A 19,023-nucleotide genomic window follows, 5' to 3' on the forward strand; every position below is an offset into this window, starting at 1 on the left:
CCGTGAAGGTGGTCGTACTGTTGGCGCGGGTGTTGTTGCTAAAGTTATCGCTTAATCGCTGATAATATTTGACGCAACGCACAGGAAAAGGGCATCATTTGATGCCCTTTTTGCACGCTGTAACATAGAACCTGACTCATCAGTGATTTTTTCGACCATAATCATTGCTGAGGCAGGCTCTGTAGCACGGCGTTAAAGCCAATAGTTTTCAAGCTACGGCTTGGAATTAAAGGATATGCCGAGTTACGCCTAACAGCATCATTCGGTTCGGTTGCCTCGTCTGACGAGGCAAAAGTGTTTCTGATTTATTGTGGCAGGTTGGTTTATGAGTGCTAATACCGAAGCTCAAGGAAACGGGCGCGGCCTGGAAGTATTGAAGTGGTTAGGTGTCGTGGTGCTTTTGGTCGCCGCTGTCGCCGGTAACTCCTATTATCGCGATGTAACATTACCTCTGCGCGCCCTTGCTGTCGTGGTCCTGATGGTAGCAGCAGCTGGCATTGCTCTGTGGACCACCAAAGGTAAAGCAACGTTGGCTTTTGCCCGTGAAGCGCGCACTGAAGTTCGTAAGGTCATCTGGCCTACTCGTCAGGAAACGTTGCACACCACGTTAATCGTTGCCGCGGTAACTGCCGTGATGTCACTGATTTTGTGGGGACTGGATGGAATTCTGGTTCGTCTGGTATCGTTTATCACTGGCCTGAGGTTCTGAGATGTCTGAAGCTCCAAAAAAGCGCTGGTACGTCGTTCAGGCGTTTTCCGGTTTTGAAGGCCGTGTAGCACAATCGCTGCGCGAGCATATCAAGTTACACAACATGGAAGAGCTGTTTGGCGATGTCATGGTTCCAACCGAAGAAGTGGTTGAGATCCGTGGTGGCCAGCGTCGTAAAAGCGAGCGCAAGTTCTTCCCAGGTTACGTGCTGGTCCAAATGGTGATGAATGATGCCAGCTGGCACCTGGTGCGCAGCGTGCCGCGTGTTATGGGCTTCATTGGTGGTACCTCTGACCGCCCGGCGCCGATTAGCGACAAAGAAGTTGATGCTATCATGAACCGCTTGCAGCAAGCGGGTGATAAACCACGTCCGAAAACTATGTTTGAGCCAGGTGAAATGGTGCGCGTAAGCGATGGTCCATTTGCTGACTTTAATGGCGTGGTGGAAGAAGTCGACTATGAGAAAAGCCGCCTGAAAGTTTCTGTATCCATCTTTGGCCGTGCAACACCGGTTGAGCTGGACTTCGGTCAGGTTGAGAAGGGTTAATTACCTTTCTTAAAGACGCCCCTGCTTTTGTTGCGGGGCGCATGAAAAATACACAATCACTGTGATCTAGTGGTTGCGAGAGGCGCGAAATTGCACTACAATTTCGCGCCTTTTGTTTTTATGCGCTGTTCTCAGCGTGTGAATATTAATCACGGGGAGCTCCTTCAGGAGCGTTATCACCCAATAGAGGAATTATCATGGCTAAGAAAGTACAAGCCTACGTTAAGTTGCAGGTTGCAGCTGGTATGGCAAACCCAAGTCCACCGGTAGGTCCGGCACTGGGCCAGCAGGGCGTTAACATCATGGAGTTCTGTAAAGCGTTCAACGCCAAAACAGAATCCCTGGAGAAAGGTCTTCCAACGCCAGTTGTGATCACCGTTTACTCTGACCGTTCTTTCACCTTCGTTACCAAAACCCCTCCTGCAGCAGTACTGCTGAAGAAAGCGGCTGGTATTAAGTCTGGTTCTGGCAAGCCGAACAAAGACAAAGTAGGTAAAGTATCGCGTGCTCAGGTACGTGAAATCGCAGAAACCAAAGCTGCGGACATGACTGGTGCTGACCTGGAAGCGATGACTCGCTCCATCGAAGGTACTGCTCGTTCCATGGGCCTGGTAGTAGAGGACTAAGAAATGGCTAAGCTGACCAAGCGCATGCGCGTGATCCGTGACAAAGTTGATTCAACTAAACAGTATGACATCAACGAAGCTGTTGCTCTGCTGAAGGAGCTGGCTACTGCTAAGTTCGTAGAAAGCGTTGACGTAGCTGTAAACCTGGGCATTGATGCTCGTAAATCTGACCAGAACGTTCGCGGTGCAACTGTACTGCCACACGGTACTGGCCGTTCTGTTCGCGTTGCCGTATTTGCCCAGGGCGCAAACGCTGAAGCTGCTAAAGCAGCCGGCGCTGAGCTGGTAGGTATGGAAGATCTGGCTGACCAGATCAAAAAAGGCGAAATGAACTTCGACGTTGTTATCGCATCTCCTGATGCAATGCGCGTTGTTGGCCAGTTGGGTCAGGTTCTGGGCCCACGCGGTCTGATGCCAAACCCGAAAGTTGGTACTGTAACTCCTAACGTTGCTGAAGCAGTGAAAAATGCTAAAGCAGGTCAGGTTCGTTACCGTAACGACAAGAACGGTATCATCCATACCACTATCGGTAAGGTTGATTTCGATTCTGAAAAACTGAAAGAAAACCTGGAACACCTGCTGGTTGCGCTGAAAAAAGCAAAACCATCTCAGGCGAAAGGCGTTTTCATCAAGAAAGTTAGCCTGTCCACCACTATGGGTGCAGGCGTTGCAGTTGATCAGGCTGGCCTGAACGCTGCTGCAAGCTAATCTTGTGCTTTACGCGGGCGAATTATTCATCTAGAATCTTACGCCCGTTGTTCTGTAAATATACGGAACCCGGAATTGAGCTATTAGTGGCGACATATTCCAAGAATTTTTAGGTTGGAGCCTGGCCTTATCCAGGCCTCCGTCCAAGACCGCAGGTGTTTCGTAAGAAACTTAATCTCCTGCGTAGACGGTGACAGAACCAAAAGAATATTTTTATAGTCTTTGCTGGATTCTGCTCACCGTGATTTAGCGTCTGTCTGTGGCAACACTGTTCAGGCGAAGTGAGTTCCGGGGAAATCCATCCCCGGCCAAAAATCCAGGAGCACAAGCTAATGGCCTTAAATCTTCAAGACAAACAAGCGATTGTTGCTGAAGTCAGCGAAGTAGCCAAAGGCGCGCTGTCTGCGGTAGTTGCGGATTCTCGTGGCGTTACCGTAGATAAAATGACCGAACTGCGTAAAGCAGGACGTGCAGCTGGCGTTTACATGCGTGTTGTTCGTAACACCTTGCTGCGCCGCGTCGTTGAAGGTACTCAGTTTGAGTGCCTGAAAGACACGTTTACCGGTCCTACCTTGATTGCATACTCTATGGAACACCCGGGCGCTGCTGCTCGTCTGTTCAAAGAGTTCGCGAAAGCGAATGCAAAATTCGAGGTTAAAGCTGCAGCCTTTGAAGGCGAGCTGATCAGTGCGGCTCAGATCGACCGCCTGGCAACTCTGCCTACCTACGATGAAGCAATCGCACGCCTGATGGCAACCATGAAAGAAGCCTCTGCTGGCAAACTGGTTCGCACTCTGGCTGCTGTACGCGATCAGAAAGAAGCTGCTGCTGCTTAATCAGCCAGCCTTTCTTTTCCGTTCACTTGCTTACGTATAAATTACTTTCTGAATTTAGGAACACGAAATGTCAATCACTAAAGACCAAATCATTGAAGGCGTTGCAGCTCTGTCTGTAATGGAAATCGTTGAACTGATCTCCGCTATGGAAGAGAAATTCGGCGTGTCAGCTGCTGCTGCTGTTGCAGGTCCTGCTGCTGCTGCTGAAGCTGTAGAAGAAAAAACCGAGTTCGACGTTGTACTGAAAGCTATCGGCGCTAACAAAGTTGCCGTGATCAAAGCAGTACGTGGCGCAACTGGTCTGGGCCTGAAAGAAGCTAAAGATCTGGTTGAGTCTGCACCTGCTGCCCTGAAAGAAGGCATCAGCAAAGACGACGCAGAAGCACTGAAGAAAGCACTGGAAGAAGCTGGCGCAGAAGTTGAAGTTAAATAAGCCAACCTTTCAGGTTGCAGCCTAGTCTTTTAGGCTGATGGCTGGTGACTTTTTGGTCACCAGCCTTTTTGCGCTCTACAGCGTCAATGATATTTCACACTGTTTAGTCATTGATTAGCTTAATATCTTTCTCTATCGACGACTTAATATACTGCATTCCTGACTGGGTTCCCTGCTCAGACACTTGCAGCGAAATGATTTAAGCGTGATAGAAAGAGGTATTACGAAAAGCACTCTGCTTTTCGAACAACACAAAACAGCGTTGCATGAACTGTCCTCCTGGATGGACAGCGAGGTTCTACATTTCAGCGAGCTGAGGAACCCTATGGTTTACTCCTATACCGAGAAAAAACGTATTCGTAAGGATTTTGGAAAGCGTCCACAAGTTCTGGACATTCCATATCTCCTTTCTATCCAGCTTGACTCGTTTCAGAAGTTCATCGAGCAAGATCCGGAAGGTCAATATGGTCTGGAAGCAGCATTCCGTTCCGTATTCCCAATCCAAAGCTATAGCGGTAATTCTGAGCTGCAGTACGTCAGCTACCGTTTAGGCGAACCTGTATTTGATGTTAAAGAGTGTCAGATTCGTGGTGTCACGTACTCTGCACCTCTGCGCGTAAAACTGCGCCTGGTGATCTACGAGCGCGAAGCGCCGGAAGGCACCGTTAAAGACATCAAAGAACAAGAAGTTTACATGGGTGAAATTCCACTCATGACCGATAACGGTACCTTTGTGATCAACGGTACTGAGCGTGTTATCGTTTCTCAGCTCCACCGTAGTCCTGGTGTCTTCTTCGACAGCGATAAGGGTAAAACCCACTCATCGGGTAAAGTGCTGTATAACGCACGTATTATCCCTTACCGCGGTTCATGGTTGGACTTCGAGTTCGACCCGAAAGACAACCTGTTCGTCCGTATTGACCGTCGCCGTAAACTGCCTGCGACCATCATTCTGCGTGCGCTGAATTATACTACTCAGCAGATCCTGGATCTGTTCTTCGAAAAAGTAGTGTACGAAATTCGCGACAACAAGCTGCAGATGGAGCTGGTCCCAGAGCGCCTGCGTGGTGAAACTGCGTCATTCGATATTGAATCGAACGGCACCGTTTACGTCGAAAAAGGTCGCCGTATTACTGCGCGCCATATTCGCCAGCTTGAGAAAGATGCCATTGCACACATCGAAGTTCCGGTTGAGTACATTGCCGGTAAAGTCGTCGCTAAAGACTACATCGATGAGAGCACTGGTGAACTGCTGATCGCGGCGAACATGGAGTTGTCACTGGATCTGCTGGCGAAACTGAGCCAGTCCGGTCACAAGCGCATCGAAACACTGTTCACCAACGACCTGGATCACGGTGCGTACATGTCTGAGACTGTACGTGTCGACCCAACCAGCGATCGCCTTAGCGCTCTGGTTGAGATCTACCGCATGATGCGTCCTGGTGAGCCACCAACGCGTGAAGCGGCTGAAAACCTGTTCGAGAACCTGTTCTTCTCTGAAGACCGCTACGATTTGTCTGCGGTTGGCCGTATGAAGTTCAACCGTTCTCTGCTGCGTGACGAGATCGAAGGTTCCGGTATCCTGAGCAAAGACGACATCATTCAGGTGATGAAGAAGCTCATCGGTATCCGTAACGGTATTGGCGAAGTGGATGATATCGACCACCTCGGCAACCGTCGTATCCGTTCCGTCGGCGAAATGGCTGAAAACCAGTTCCGTGTTGGCCTCGTGCGCGTAGAGCGTGCGGTGAAAGAGCGTCTGTCCCTGGGCGATCTGGATACCCTGATGCCACAGGACATGATCAACGCCAAGCCAATTTCAGCGGCAGTGAAAGAGTTCTTCGGTTCCAGCCAGCTGTCACAGTTTATGGACCAGAACAACCCGTTGTCAGAGATCACGCATAAGCGTCGTATTTCTGCACTGGGCCCGGGCGGTCTGACGCGTGAGCGTGCAGGCTTCGAAGTTCGAGACGTACACCCGACTCACTACGGTCGCGTATGTCCAATCGAAACGCCGGAAGGTCCAAACATCGGTCTGATCAACTCCTTGTCTGTTTATGCACAGACCAATGAGTATGGTTTCCTGGAAACCCCATACCGTCGCGTTCGCGAAGGCGTGGTGACCGACGAAATTCATTACCTCTCTGCTATTGAAGAGGGTAACTACGTTATCGCTCAGGCGAACACCAACCTCGACGACGAAGGTCACTTCGTAGACGATCTGGTGACCTGCCGTAGCAAAGGCGAATCGAGCCTCTTCAACCGTGACCAGGTTGACTACATGGACGTTTCCACCCAGCAGGTGGTTTCCGTCGGTGCGTCACTGATCCCGTTCCTGGAGCACGATGACGCCAACCGCGCATTGATGGGTGCAAACATGCAACGTCAGGCGGTTCCAACTCTGCGTGCTGATAAGCCGCTGGTTGGTACTGGTATGGAACGCGCGGTAGCGGTCGACTCCGGTGTTACTGCCGTAGCGAAACGTGGTGGTACGGTTCAGTACGTGGATGCATCACGTATCGTTATTAAAGTTAACGAAGACGAAATGCATTCTGGCGAAGCCGGTATCGACATTTACAACCTGACCAAATACACCCGTTCTAACCAGAACACCTGCATCAACCAGATGCCTTGCGTGAACCTGGGTGAACCAATTGAACGTGGTGATGTGCTGGCTGATGGTCCTTCAACCGACCTCGGTGAATTGGCACTGGGTCAGAACATGCGCGTCGCGTTCATGCCGTGGAACGGCTATAACTTCGAAGACTCCATCTTAGTCTCCGAGCGTGTGGTACAGGAAGATCGCTTCACCACTATCCACATCCAGGAACTGGCATGTGTGTCTCGCGACACCAAGCTGGGGCCAGAAGAGATCACTGCCGACATCCCTAACGTGGGCGAAGCTGCGCTCTCTAAACTGGATGAGTCCGGTATCGTGTACATCGGTGCGGAAGTGACTGGCGGTGACATTCTGGTTGGTAAGGTAACGCCGAAAGGTGAAACCCAGCTGACGCCAGAAGAGAAACTGCTGCGTGCAATCTTCGGTGAGAAAGCGTCTGACGTTAAAGATTCTTCTCTGCGTGTACCAAACGGCGTGTCTGGCACCATCATCGACGTTCAGGTCTTCACCCGCGATGGCGTGGAAAAAGACAAACGTGCGCTGGAAATCGAAGAGATGCAGCTGAAGCAGGCGAAGAAAGACCTGTCTGAAGAACTGCAAATCCTCGAAGCTGGCCTGTTCAGCCGTATTAACTACCTGCTGGTTGCTGGCGGTGTTGAAGCGGAAAAACTGGACAAGCTGCCACGCGAGCGCTGGCTGGAACTGGGCCTGACCGACGAAGAAAAGCAAAACCAGCTGGAACAGTTGGCCGAGCAGTACGACGAGCTGAAGCACGAGTTTGAGAAAAAACTTGAAGCTAAGCGCCGCAAAATCACTCAGGGCGATGACCTGGCACCTGGCGTGCTGAAAATCGTTAAAGTGTATCTGGCCGTTAAACGTCAGATCCAGCCTGGTGACAAAATGGCAGGTCGTCACGGGAACAAAGGTGTTATCTCCAAGATCAACCCGATCGAAGATATGCCATACGATGAGTTCGGTACGCCGGTCGACATCGTTCTGAACCCGCTGGGCGTTCCATCACGTATGAACATTGGTCAGATTCTTGAAACCCACCTGGGTATGGCTGCGAAGGGCATTGGCGAGAAAATTAACGCTATGCTTAAGAAGCAGGAAGAAGTGTCCAAGCTGCGTGAGTTTATTCAGCGTGCTTACGATCTGGGCAGCGATTTGCGCCAGAAAGTTGACCTGAACACGTTCACCGACGACGAAGTGCTGCGTCTGGCAGAGAACCTGAAAAAAGGTATGCCAATCGCAACACCGGTGTTTGACGGCGCGAAAGAAAGCGAAATCAAAGAGCTGTTACAGCTCGGCGGCCTGCCTTCTTCTGGTCAGATTACGCTGTTTGATGGTCGTACCGGTGAGCAGTTCGAACGTCAGGTTACCGTTGGCTACATGTACATGCTGAAGCTGAACCACTTGGTTGATGACAAAATGCATGCGCGTTCTACCGGTTCTTACAGCCTCGTTACTCAGCAGCCGCTGGGTGGTAAGGCGCAGTTCGGTGGTCAGCGCTTCGGTGAGATGGAAGTATGGGCACTGGAAGCATACGGTGCCGCTTATACCCTGCAGGAAATGCTGACCGTGAAGTCTGATGACGTGAACGGCCGTACCAAGATGTATAAAAACATCGTTGACGGCAATCATCAGATGGAACCGGGCATGCCGGAATCCTTCAACGTACTGTTGAAAGAGATCCGCTCGCTGGGTATTAACATCGAGCTGGAAGACGAGTAATAACTCGCATCTGCTGTACTGGTTACAGGGCGCCCGGGTCACTCCGGGCGTCTCTGAGAAGTCTCACTCCGACGGGAGCTAATCCGTGAAAGACTTACTTAAGTTTCTGAAAGCGCAAACTAAGACCGAAGAGTTTGATGCGATCAAGATCGCTCTGGCATCGCCAGATATGATCCGTTCATGGTCTTTTGGCGAAGTTAAAAAGCCGGAAACCATCAACTACCGTACGTTCAAACCTGAACGTGACGGGCTTTTCTGTGCGCGTATTTTCGGGCCAGTAAAAGACTACGAGTGCCTGTGCGGTAAGTACAAGCGCTTGAAACATCGCGGTGTGATCTGTGAGAAGTGTGGCGTTGAAGTTACACAGACCAAAGTTCGCCGTGAGCGCATGGGCCACATTGAGCTGGCTTCGCCTACTGCGCACATCTGGTTCCTGAAATCGCTGCCTTCGCGCATCGGTTTACTGCTGGATATGCCACTGCGTGATATCGAACGTGTTCTTTACTTCGAATCTTACGTAGTGATTGAAGGCGGCATGACCAACCTCGAAAAGCGCCAGATCCTGACTGAAGAGCAGTATCTCGACGCGCTGGAAGAGTTTGGTGACGAATTCGACGCTAAAATGGGTGCGGAAGCGATCCAGGCTCTGTTGAAAAACATGGACCTGGAACAAGAGTGTGAAACTCTGCGTGAAGAGTTGAACGAAACGAACTCCGAAACCAAGCGTAAAAAACTGACCAAGCGCATCAAGCTGCTGGAAGCGTTCGTACAGTCTGGTAACAAACCAGAATGGATGATCCTGACCGTGCTGCCTGTTCTGCCACCGGACCTGCGTCCTCTGGTACCGCTGGACGGCGGTCGTTTCGCTACGTCGGATCTGAACGATCTGTATCGTCGCGTGATTAACCGTAACAACCGTCTGAAACGCCTGCTGGATCTGGCTGCGCCAGATATCATCGTACGTAACGAAAAACGTATGTTGCAGGAAGCGGTCGATGCGTTGCTGGATAACGGCCGTCGCGGTCGTGCGATCACCGGTTCTAACAAACGTCCTCTGAAATCTTTGGCCGATATGATCAAAGGTAAGCAGGGCCGTTTCCGTCAGAACTTGCTGGGTAAACGTGTCGACTACTCTGGTCGTTCGGTTATCACTGTAGGTCCATACCTGCGTCTGCATCAGTGTGGTCTGCCGAAGAAAATGGCACTGGAGCTGTTCAAACCGTTTATCTACGGCAAGCTGGAACTGCGTGGTCTTGCTACCACCATCAAAGCCGCTAAGAAAATGGTTGAGCGCGAAGAATCCGTCGTCTGGGATATCCTGGATGAAGTGATCCGCGAACACCCGGTCCTGCTGAACCGTGCACCAACTCTGCACCGTCTGGGCATCCAGGCGTTTGAGCCAGTACTGATCGAAGGTAAAGCGATTCAGCTTCACCCGCTGGTCTGTGCGGCATACAACGCCGACTTCGATGGTGACCAGATGGCAGTACACGTACCGCTGACGCTGGAAGCTCAGCTGGAAGCGCGTGCGCTGATGATGTCTACCAACAACATCCTGTCACCTGCGAACGGCGAGCCAATCATCGTTCCTTCTCAGGACGTTGTACTGGGTCTGTACTACATGACCCGCGACTGTGTTAACGCCAAAGGCGAAGGCATGGTGCTGACTGGCCCGAAAGAAGCTGAGCGTGTTTACCGCTCTGGCCATGCGTCTCTGCACGCTCGCGTTAAGGTGCGTATCACCGAACACGAGAAAAACGAGCAGGATGAGTGGGTTGCTAAAACCAGCATCATCGACACCACCATTGGTCGTGCGATCCTGTGGATGATCGTACCAAAAGGTCTGCCTTACTCTATCGTCAACCAGGCGTTGGGTAAAAAAGCGATCTCCAAGATGCTGAACACCTGTTACCGCATCCTGGGTCTGAAACCAACGGTTATCTTTGCTGACCAGACCATGTACACCGGCTTTGCCTATGCAGCACGCTCAGGCGCGTCTGTGGGCATCGACGACATGGTTATCCCGGCTAAGAAAGTGGAAATCATCACCGAAGCGGAAGCGGAAGTGGCTGAGATTCAGCAGCAGTTCCAGTCTGGTCTGGTTACCGCTGGCGAACGCTATAACAAAGTGATCGATATTTGGGCTGCGGCCAACGAACGCGTTGCTAAAGCGATGATGGAAAACCTCTCTACCGAACTCGTGATCAACCGCGATGGCGTGGAAGAGCGTCAGGTTTCCTTCAACAGCATCTTTATGATGGCCGACTCCGGTGCTCGTGGTTCTGCAGCGCAGATTCGTCAGCTGGCCGGTATGCGTGGTCTGATGGCTAAGCCAGATGGCTCCATCATCGAAACGCCGATCACCGCGAACTTCCGTGAAGGTCTGAACGTACTCCAGTACTTCATCTCCACGCACGGTGCGCGTAAAGGTCTTGCGGATACCGCACTGAAAACAGCTAACTCCGGTTATCTGACTCGTCGTCTGGTTGACGTCGCGCAGGATCTGGTTGTGACTGAAGATGACTGTGGTACACGCGAAGGTATCATGATGACTCCGGTCATCGAAGGTGGTGATGTTAAAGAGCCGCTGCGTGAGCGTGTACTGGGTCGTGTGACCGCAGAAGACGTGATCAAGCCAGGTACTGCTGACATCCTGCTGCCGCGTAACACTCTGCTGCACGAACAGCAGTGTGACCTGTTGGAAGAACACTCTGTTGACAGCCTGAAAGTGCGTTCCGTAGTAAGCTGCGAAACTGACTTCGGTGTGTGTGCTCACTGCTATGGTCGCGACCTGGCACGTGGTCACATCATCAACAAAGGTGAGGCCATCGGCGTTATCGCAGCACAGTCCATCGGTGAGCCGGGTACACAGCTGACGATGCGTACGTTCCACATCGGTGGTGCGGCATCTCGTGCGGCTGCTGAATCCAGCATTCAGGTGAAGAACAAAGGTACGCTGAAACTGATCAACGCCAAGTCGGTAACGAACTCCGCTGGCAAGCTGGTGATCACCTCGCGTAACGTTGAACTGAAAATGATCGACGAATTTGGTCGTACCAAAGAGAGCTATAAAGTTCCTTACGGTTCAACCATGGCGAAAGGTGACGGCGAGCAGGTTGCAGCGGGCGAGACCGTAGCAAACTGGGATCCACACACCATGCCGGTCATCACCGAAGTGAGCGGTTTCATTCGCTTCACTGACATGATTGACGGTCAGACCATTACCCGCCAGACGGACGACCTGACCGGTCTTTCTTCTCTGGTGATTCTGGACAGTGCTGAACGTACTGCCGGTGGTAAAGATCTGCGTCCAGCGCTGAAAATCGTTGATGCTAACGGCAATGATGTCATGATCCCTGGCTCTGATATGCCTGCCCAGTACTTCTTACCGGGTAAAGCAATCGTCCAGTTGGAAGATGGCATCAAGATCAGTTCTGGTGACACCCTGGCGCGTGTACCTCAGGAATCTGGCGGTACCAAGGACATCACCGGTGGTCTGCCACGCGTTGCTGACCTGTTCGAAGCCCGTCGTCCGAAAGAGCCGGCAATCCTGGCTGAGATCAGCGGCATCATTTCCTTCGGTAAAGAAACCAAAGGGAAGCGTCGTCTGGTGATCACGCCGATCGACGGTAGCGATCATTACGAAGAGATGATTCCGAAATGGCGTCAGCTGAACGTGTTCGAAGGTGAACGCGTAGAGCGCGGTGACGTGGTTTCCGATGGCCCAGAATCTCCACATGACATTCTGCGTCTGCGTGGCGTGCATGCGGTGACCCGTTATATCACTAACGAAGTGCAGGAAGTTTACCGTCTGCAAGGCGTTAAGATTAACGATAAGCACATCGAAGTCATCGTTCGTCAGATGCTGCGTAAAGCAACCATCTCAAGCGCGGGAAGCACTGACTTCCTCGACGGCGAGCAGGTTGAGTTCTCACGCGTTAAGATCGCTAACCGCGAACTGGAAGCTAACGGCAAGATCTCTGCAACATTTGCACGCGATCTGCTGGGTATCACCAAAGCTTCCCTGGCAACCGAGTCGTTTATCTCTGCGGCTTCGTTCCAGGAAACCACGCGCGTACTGACCGAAGCAGCCGTTGCGGGCAAACGCGACGAACTGCGCGGCCTGAAAGAGAACGTTATCGTTGGCCGTCTGATTCCAGCCGGTACCGGTTACGCGTATCATCAGGATCGTATGCGTCGTAAAGCCGCGGGCGAAGCGCCAATCGTGCCAGTAGTGACTGCCGATGAAGCCTCTGCCAGCCTGGCTGAACTGCTTAACGCAGGAAACCTGGGCGGTAATGACGATTAATCGTCAACGGCCTGTGGCATAATAAAAAACCTCGCTTCGGCGGGGTTTTTTTTCGACTAAACAAAATCACATGGATAAAAAATGCAAAATAATAAGGTTGTGATGGCGCTGGCACTGCTGGGATTAAGCGCAGGCGCTCAGGCAGAAGAGTGGGCTAATGCCCCGGTGCAAAAGACGTTTAAAAACTGGCAGGTGACTTGCAACAATCTCAATGACTGTGAGGTGCGCAATACCGATGAGGTATTGCGGATTATCATCAAGCGTAAGGCTGGTGCAGAGTCTCAGCCTTCCCTCAATTTTCAGCAATGGGGCGATCAGAAACCGACAGGGATCTGGCTGGATGGCAAACCCTGGCATTCCAACATTGAGATTTCACCGTCAAAAATCAGTGATGACTATAGCGCGGGCGGCAGTGAAAAACTGGCTGATGTACAGCAGTGGGTTCAGGCCACTAAAAATGCTCTGACCATTGCGCTCACACCCGGTACACCCGATTCTGAAGCTGCCTCCCTCGGCGGGCTCAATGCGGCACTGCTGCTGGTGGATGAACGACAGGGGCGATTAGGGAATCAGACCGCGCTGCTGAAAGTGGGGAATAATGAACCTTCGATGGTGTCGGCACGGCCTGTCCCGGCGGTGCTGAACTTCCCAGTGCCCAGAGTCATTCCTTTGACCAACGCCGCTGCGTTAATCGACGGTGCGATTGAGGCTAACAGCAAACTGCTGGCGAAAGAGAGCTGTGAGCCGGACAAAGAAGCACGTGAGCGCAGTGAAGCGCAGCCACTGAATGACAAGCAGGCTCTGGTGCTGGTCAATTGTGGTCTGGGAGCTTATCAGTCTTCCAGTATGCTGTTTATCAGTGAGCGCAATAATCCCCAGGACTCAAAGCAGCTGACTCTGCCATTACCCGGAAATGATGAAGACGGCAAACCCAGGGTGATGAGCTGGTTTACTGAAGCAAGCTACGATCCGCAAACGGGTGAGCTGTATTATTCCGGGCGCGGGCGCGGTATTGCTGACTGTGGAGATAATGGCGGTTGGAAATATGATGGTAAGACATTCCATCTGACACACTATAACAATCAGCAGAGCTGCAATGGCGGCGAGCCAGGAGACTGGCCATCCGTTTGGGCGACGGCAGGAACTGAATAATCCCTCTTTAAGAGGAAGCATTCTGACTTCCTCTTTTCCCCTAAGCTTCTGGGAAATTTCACATATTTGGCGCTAAAGTCGTCGCTAAAGGCGACGACTGCTATCTTCATGCCGACCTTAATACTAAGGAGTCCGACATGAAGATTGTTAAAGCCCTGGTACTGACCAGCCTGGTCAGTGCTTCTCTGCCTGTACTGGCTGCCGGTGATGAAGGGATGAAGAATCCGCTGAGCGTGCACGTGCTTAACCTGCAGACTGGTGTACCGACCTCCGGTGTGACGGTTGAACTCGAACAGCAGCAAAAGCAGGGGTGGGTGAAACTGGCTTCTGGCGTCACGGATAAAAACGGACGTATCCCGGCACTCTATCCGGCTGGGAAAACGATGGCTGCGGGTGACTACAAAGTGGTCTTCAAAACCGGTGATTACTACAAACAGCAAAAGCAGCCGACTTTCTTCCCGGAGATCCCGGTGATCTTTCATGTGGAGAACAGTGACAGCCACTACCACATTCCTCTGCTGCTGAGTCAGTACGGTTACTCTACCTATCGCGGTAACTGATAACCACATCGCCATAAAAAAGGGGCAACGCAGCAGGACGGCCGCGTTGCCCTCGGGTACATCCTTCGACCCAGGCCACATCACTATAAGTTGCGGACATCCTCACAGGTCAGTCCGATATCCTTCAGTTGCGCATCACTCAGACGCGACAGAATCTTGCGGGTGCAGGAACGTATGCGTCTTGCCTGCCAGCGATGATAAGGCATAAGAAAGATTGCGTTAATCAGCGTCCAGCTAAATGGCTTCGCTGCTCTGTTCTCATCAAATTCCATCACTGCCTCCTCATCACCTTGGGTATGACGACTATTTTGTCGATAAATACCTTTATGATACAGATGCAAAAAACACCTTTTATTGACATACAGATTGCGAGATAGTGTGACTGAATGGTGATTATTACCGCTATCTGTACTGGTTTTTCCAAAATAGAGTGGGAGTGGAGGATACGATGACACGTTATCAGCGGCTGGCAGAACTGCTGGCTCAACGTATTGAGCAAGGGTTGTATCAGGCCGGCGAGCGATTGCCATCCGTACGTTCACTCAGTGGCGAACATGGCGTCAGCATCAGCACGGTTCAGCAGGCTTACTATCTGCTTGAAGAGAAACAGCTGATTACGCCACAGCCCAGATCCGGCTACTTTGTCACCCCACGCAAGGCGGCACCGCCGCTGCCGCCGATCACTCGCCCGGTTCAGCGCCCGGTGGAGATCACCCAGTGGGATGCGGTGATGGATCTGCTCAATGCCCGGCTGGATGACGATATGCTTCAGCTCGGAAGCGGTATGCCGAATATTGATTCTCCTACGCTCAAGCCGCTGTGGAAAATTATCAGTCGCCTTGGGCAGCAGCAGGACCCAAGGCTGTTGAGTTACGATAATCTGTATGGTGTGCCGGAACTGCGTGAACAAGTCGCGCGCCTGATGATCGACAGCGGCTGCCAGGTCACCGCCGACGACATTGTGATTACCACGGGTTGCCATGAAGCGCTGTCGGTATCGATCAGAGCGGTATGCCAGCCGGGGGATATTATTGCCGTGGAGTCACCAGCCTTTCACGGCACCATGCAAACCCTGCGCGGTTTTGGGATCCGCGCTATCGAAATTCCTACGGATTCCGTTACCGGCATCAGTCTGGAAGCACTGGAGCTGGCGTTTGAGCAATGGCCGATTAATGCCGTGGTGGTGGTGCCAAACTGCAATAACCCGCTGGGGTTTGTGATGCCAACGCAGCGTAAGCAGGCATTGCTGACGCTGGCGCAGCGCTTTGATGCCGCGATCATTGAAGATGATGTTTATGGTGAACTCGCTTTTGACTATCCTCGTCCGGTCACCATCAAGTCGCTGGATATGGATGGTCGTGTTCTGCTGTGCAGCTCATTTTCTAAAACGCTGGCACCCGGCCTGCGGGTGGGGTGGGTGGTGCCGGGGCGTTATTTTGATCGTGTTTTGCATATGAAATATATCAGCACGGGTTCAACGGCCACTCAGACACAGATGGCGGTCGCCGCTTTTATTCGCCAGGGGTATTACCAGCCTCATCTGCGGCGTATGCGCAGTTACTATCAGCGCAGCCTGGAGACGTTCACCCGGCGGGTGCGGCATCACTTTCCCTGTGGGATCTGTGTGACTCGTCCTCAGGGAGGATTTCTGATTTGGGTCGAACTGCCAGAACCTTTTGATGCGCTGCGCCTGAACCAGGATCTACGTGCTTCCCATATTCAGATTGCTGTGGGGTCGCTGTTCTCAGCATCAGGTAAATACCGCAACTGCCTGCGCCTCAGCTATGCGCAGTCGTTTACCGATAAAACCGAACGTGCTCTGGAGGTGTTGGGGGCGGCGGTAGAGCGGGCAGTGCTGGCCTGTGCTCCGGTATCCTCGCAGGTATAAGAAGAGGGTGAAGGCAGGGTCAGTGAGAAGGAAAACTACTGACCCTGGCGGATGGCAGGATTGCCCCCGCACGGCCACTATAGCGGCTGCATTTCCCGATAAAAGCGTGAATAAACAAGGCTGCGTAATGTCTTCAGCCCTGTTTTTCCGTGTTGCAGCAGGTTGCATTTTATTGCGAAACGCGCCCTGAGCCTCGAACGTGCCGAGCACCTGCCCGAACGCTTTTTACCGATATTTATAATGATGTCAGGAATGTGGGGTGTTCTGTGGCTCGACCAGGTCCAGTAGCTGATGCGTCGCCGCACGCCAGTCGCTGGCTTGTGTAATCGCGCTCACCACAGCAACACTGCCCACCCCGGTGGCCAGCACCTGGGGAATACGTTCCAGACTGATCCCACCGATAGCCACGGTAGAGATCCCCTTCAGTCGCTTTATGTGGCGCGTTAATTCTTCCAGTCCCTGCGGATCAGAGGGCATGGCTTTTGTCTGGGTTGGAAATACGTGGCCCAGGGCAATATAGGAAGGTTTTTCGGCCAGCGCGCGATCCAGTTCGGCATCGTCATGGGTTGAAAGACCGAGGCGCAGTCCGGCAGCATGAATGGCATCCAGATCGGCAACATCCAGATCTTCCTGACCCAGATGGATGCCGTAAGCCTGATGTTTTATCGCTAAACGCCAGTAGTCATTAATAAACAGGCGGGCTTGATAGCGTTTACCCAAGGCAATGGCATCAACGATCTGCTGTTCAACTTCATGCTCTGCACAGTCTTTAATGCGCAGTTGCAGTGTACGTACGCCCGCATCAAGCAGGCGTTCAATCCACTCCACCGTATCGACCACCGGATAAAGACCCAATCTGGCTTTGGTTGGGGGAAAAGCTCCACGACTCATATTTGTTCCTCTGATTTCAGGGTGTCGGCGCGATGATACAGTTCACTGCCACGGTGACGAAACTCGTCAGACATCTGTGCCATACCTATTTCGATCGGCCGTGCTTCGGCCTCCTGACGTGCGGCGTATTCACGCACTTCCTGGGTGATCTTCATTGAACAGAATTTGGGTCCACACATTGAGCAGAAGTGTGCCACTTTGCCGGATTCCTGCGGCAGGGTTTCATCGTGATATGCACGGGCAGTGTGCGGATCGAGGGCGAGATTAAACTGATCTTCCCAGCGGAATTCGAAACGCGCTTTCGACATTGCGTTATCACGAATCTGTGCTCCGGGATGGCCTTTCGCCAGGTCGGCTGCATGGGCTGCGATTTTATAGGTAATCAATCCCTGTTTGACATCCTCTTTGTTCGGCAGGCCGAGGTGTTCTTTGGGTGTCACGTAACATAACATCGCGCAGCCAAACCAGCCGATCATGGCGGCGCCAATACCGGAAGTGAAGTGGTCATAACCCGGAGCAATATCTGTCGTCAGGGGCCCCAGCGTATAAAACGGGGCTTCGTGACAGTGCTCAAGCTGTTCCGTCATATTGACGCGAATCATCTGCATGGGCACATGCCCAGGGCCTTCAATCATCACCTGGACGTCATATTCCCAGGCAATTTTGGTCAGTTCGCCCAACGTGCGTAATTCTGCGAACTGTGCTTCATCGTTGGCATCCTGAATGGAACCCGGGCGCAGGCCATCGCCCAGCGACAGCGAAACATCGTAGGCGGCGCAGATTTCACAGATGTCGCGGAAATGCTGATAGAGGAAACTCTCTTTATGGTGAGACAGGCACCATTTCGCCATAATTGAGCCGCCGCGCGAAACGATACCGGTCAGGCGTTTGGCGGTCATCGGTACATAGCGCAGCAGCACACCCGCATGAATAGTAAAGTAATCAACGCCCTGTTCAGCTTGTTCCAGCAGTGTGTCGCGGAAAATTTCCCAGTTGAGGTCCTCTGCCACACCGTTCACTTTTTCCAGCGCCTGATAGATGGGCACCGTGCCAATCGGCACCGGGCTGTTACGCAGGATCCACTCGCGGGTTTCGTGAATATAACGCCCGGTGGAAAGGTCCATCACCGTATCTGCCCCCCAGCGGGCTGACCACACCAGTTTTTCCACCTCTTCTTCGATGGAAGAGCTGACCGCGGAATTGCCGATATTGGCGTTAATTTTCACCAGAAAGTTGCGACCGATAATCATCGGCTCCGATTCCGGGTGATTAATATTGGCCGGGATAATCGCGCGTCCTGCAGCAACCTCCTGGCGAACGAACTCAGCAGTGATATTTTCAGGCAACTGTGCACCAAAGCTGTGACCAGGATGCTGTTGCAGCAGCACCTCGCCGCGAATGCGTTCTCGTCCCATATTTTCACGGAGAGCGATAAATTCCATTTCCGGGGTGATCATGCCCAGCCGGGCATAGTGCATCTGAGTGACACAGCGGCCTTCCAGCGCCCGGCGCGGACGTGGCAAATTATCAAAACGCAGATGATCCAGCCCTTCATCTTCGAGGCGTTGCTGGGTGTAGGTAGAGCTGAGTTCAGCGATCTGTTCGGTATCACCCCGTTTGATGATCCAGGTGCTGCGCAGCGGATTTAGCCCTTTGTGAACATCAATCGCCGCCGCCGGATCGCCGTAGGGACCCGCTGTATCGTAGACCGGTATCGGTTCATTCGCTTCCAGCAGCGGTTCGTCTTTGCTACCGCCCACGGTGGTCGGGCTCAGTTGAATTTCGCGCATCGGCACACGGATATCCGGCTGCGAGCCGGTCAGGTAAATGCGTTTTGAATTGGGGAAGGCAGTGCCCTGCAGGGAGTCGATAAACTGCTGTGCTTCTGCACGCTGTTCCCGGCGGCTGGTTTTTTTCTCAATGAAAGGTTTTTCAACGGTAGACATAGCAAGTTCCTGATAATAATGCGGAAGTTTGCTTGCCTGGAGGCGGGAGTAATGAGAACGATGT

14 protein-coding genes are annotated in these 19,023 nt (G+C 52.4%); 11 read left to right on the forward strand and 3 right to left on the reverse strand.

The window, feature by feature from the left end; genetic code table 11:
- Nucleotides 1-325: 325 nt before the first annotated feature.
- The 10 genes from secE to uraH all read left to right on the forward strand — a co-directional run bounded on the left by secE (nt 326) and on the right by uraH (nt 14,234).
- Nucleotides 326-709, forward strand: coding sequence for a preprotein translocase subunit SecE (secE, locus tag FY046_RS23100; protein WP_133847003.1), 384 nt, complete (start codon nt 326-328; stop codon nt 707-709).
- A 1-nt stretch (nt 710) separates the two neighbouring features.
- Nucleotides 711-1,256 (forward strand): transcription termination/antitermination protein NusG, encoded by a 546-nt coding sequence (gene nusG / locus FY046_RS23105; protein ID WP_062749168.1) that lies wholly within the window; start codon nt 711-713, stop codon nt 1,254-1,256.
- Between the two features lie 197 nt (nt 1,257-1,453).
- Nucleotides 1,454-1,882 carry a 50S ribosomal protein L11 gene (gene rplK / locus FY046_RS23110; RefSeq protein WP_062749165.1) on the forward strand — a complete coding sequence of 143 codons (429 nt, stop codon included), beginning with the start codon at nt 1,454-1,456 and terminating at the stop codon, nt 1,880-1,882.
- A gap of 3 nt (nt 1,883-1,885) precedes the next feature.
- Nucleotides 1,886-2,590, forward strand: coding sequence for a 50S ribosomal protein L1 (gene rplA, locus FY046_RS23115; protein ID WP_227535276.1), 705 nt, complete (start codon nt 1,886-1,888; stop codon nt 2,588-2,590).
- A 332-nt stretch (nt 2,591-2,922) separates the two neighbouring features.
- Complete coding sequence (gene rplJ, locus FY046_RS23120; protein WP_133847001.1) at nt 2,923-3,426, forward strand: 50S ribosomal protein L10; 504 nt, start codon at nt 2,923-2,925, stop codon at nt 3,424-3,426.
- 67 nt (nt 3,427-3,493) lie between these two features.
- Nucleotides 3,494-3,859 carry a 50S ribosomal protein L7/L12 gene (rplL, locus tag FY046_RS23125; protein WP_048914311.1) on the forward strand — a complete coding sequence of 122 codons (366 nt, stop codon included), beginning with the start codon at nt 3,494-3,496 and terminating at the stop codon, nt 3,857-3,859.
- Between the two features lie 325 nt (nt 3,860-4,184).
- Nucleotides 4,185-8,213, forward strand: coding sequence for a DNA-directed RNA polymerase subunit beta (gene rpoB / locus FY046_RS23130; RefSeq protein WP_133847000.1), 4,029 nt, complete (start codon nt 4,185-4,187; stop codon nt 8,211-8,213).
- A gap of 85 nt (nt 8,214-8,298) precedes the next feature.
- Nucleotides 8,299-12,522, forward strand: coding sequence for a DNA-directed RNA polymerase subunit beta' (rpoC, locus tag FY046_RS23135; RefSeq protein ID WP_133846999.1), 4,224 nt, complete (start codon nt 8,299-8,301; stop codon nt 12,520-12,522).
- Nucleotides 12,523-12,603: 81 nt separating this feature from the next.
- Nucleotides 12,604-13,674: a DUF1176 domain-containing protein gene (locus tag FY046_RS23140; protein WP_171149967.1), complete on the forward strand. Its 1,071-nt coding sequence runs from the start codon at nt 12,604-12,606 to the stop codon at nt 13,672-13,674.
- A gap of 137 nt (nt 13,675-13,811) precedes the next feature.
- Nucleotides 13,812-14,234 carry a hydroxyisourate hydrolase gene (gene uraH, locus FY046_RS23145; protein ID WP_133846997.1) on the forward strand — a complete coding sequence of 141 codons (423 nt, stop codon included), beginning with the start codon at nt 13,812-13,814 and terminating at the stop codon, nt 14,232-14,234.
- 83 nt (nt 14,235-14,317) lie between these two features.
- Here the strand turns inward: uraH and FY046_RS23150 are convergent, their stop codons facing one another.
- A complete protein-coding gene (locus tag FY046_RS23150; protein WP_167864937.1) occupies nt 14,318-14,506 on the reverse strand; it encodes a DUF1127 domain-containing protein in 189 nt (62 codons plus the stop codon).
- Nucleotides 14,507-14,682: 176 nt separating this feature from the next.
- On the opposite strand from FY046_RS23150, the gene FY046_RS23155 reads away from it, so the two are divergent.
- Nucleotides 14,683-16,122, forward strand: a complete 1,440-nt coding sequence (locus FY046_RS23155) for an aminotransferase-like domain-containing protein (protein WP_133846995.1) — start codon at nt 14,683-14,685, stop codon at nt 16,120-16,122.
- A 246-nt stretch (nt 16,123-16,368) separates the two neighbouring features.
- Here the strand turns inward: FY046_RS23155 and thiE are convergent, their stop codons facing one another.
- Complete coding sequence (thiE, locus tag FY046_RS23160; protein ID WP_446186521.1) at nt 16,369-17,013, reverse strand: thiamine phosphate synthase; 645 nt, start codon at nt 17,011-17,013, stop codon at nt 16,369-16,371.
- Nucleotides 17,010-18,959 (reverse strand): phosphomethylpyrimidine synthase ThiC, encoded by a 1,950-nt coding sequence (thiC, locus tag FY046_RS23165; RefSeq protein ID WP_167864939.1) that lies wholly within the window; start codon nt 18,957-18,959, stop codon nt 17,010-17,012. Before thiC ends, thiE begins: the two co-directional genes overlap by 4 nt.
- Nucleotides 18,960-19,023: the final 64 nt, after the last annotated feature.

Source organism: Erwinia sp. 1181_3 (assembly GCF_052824965.1).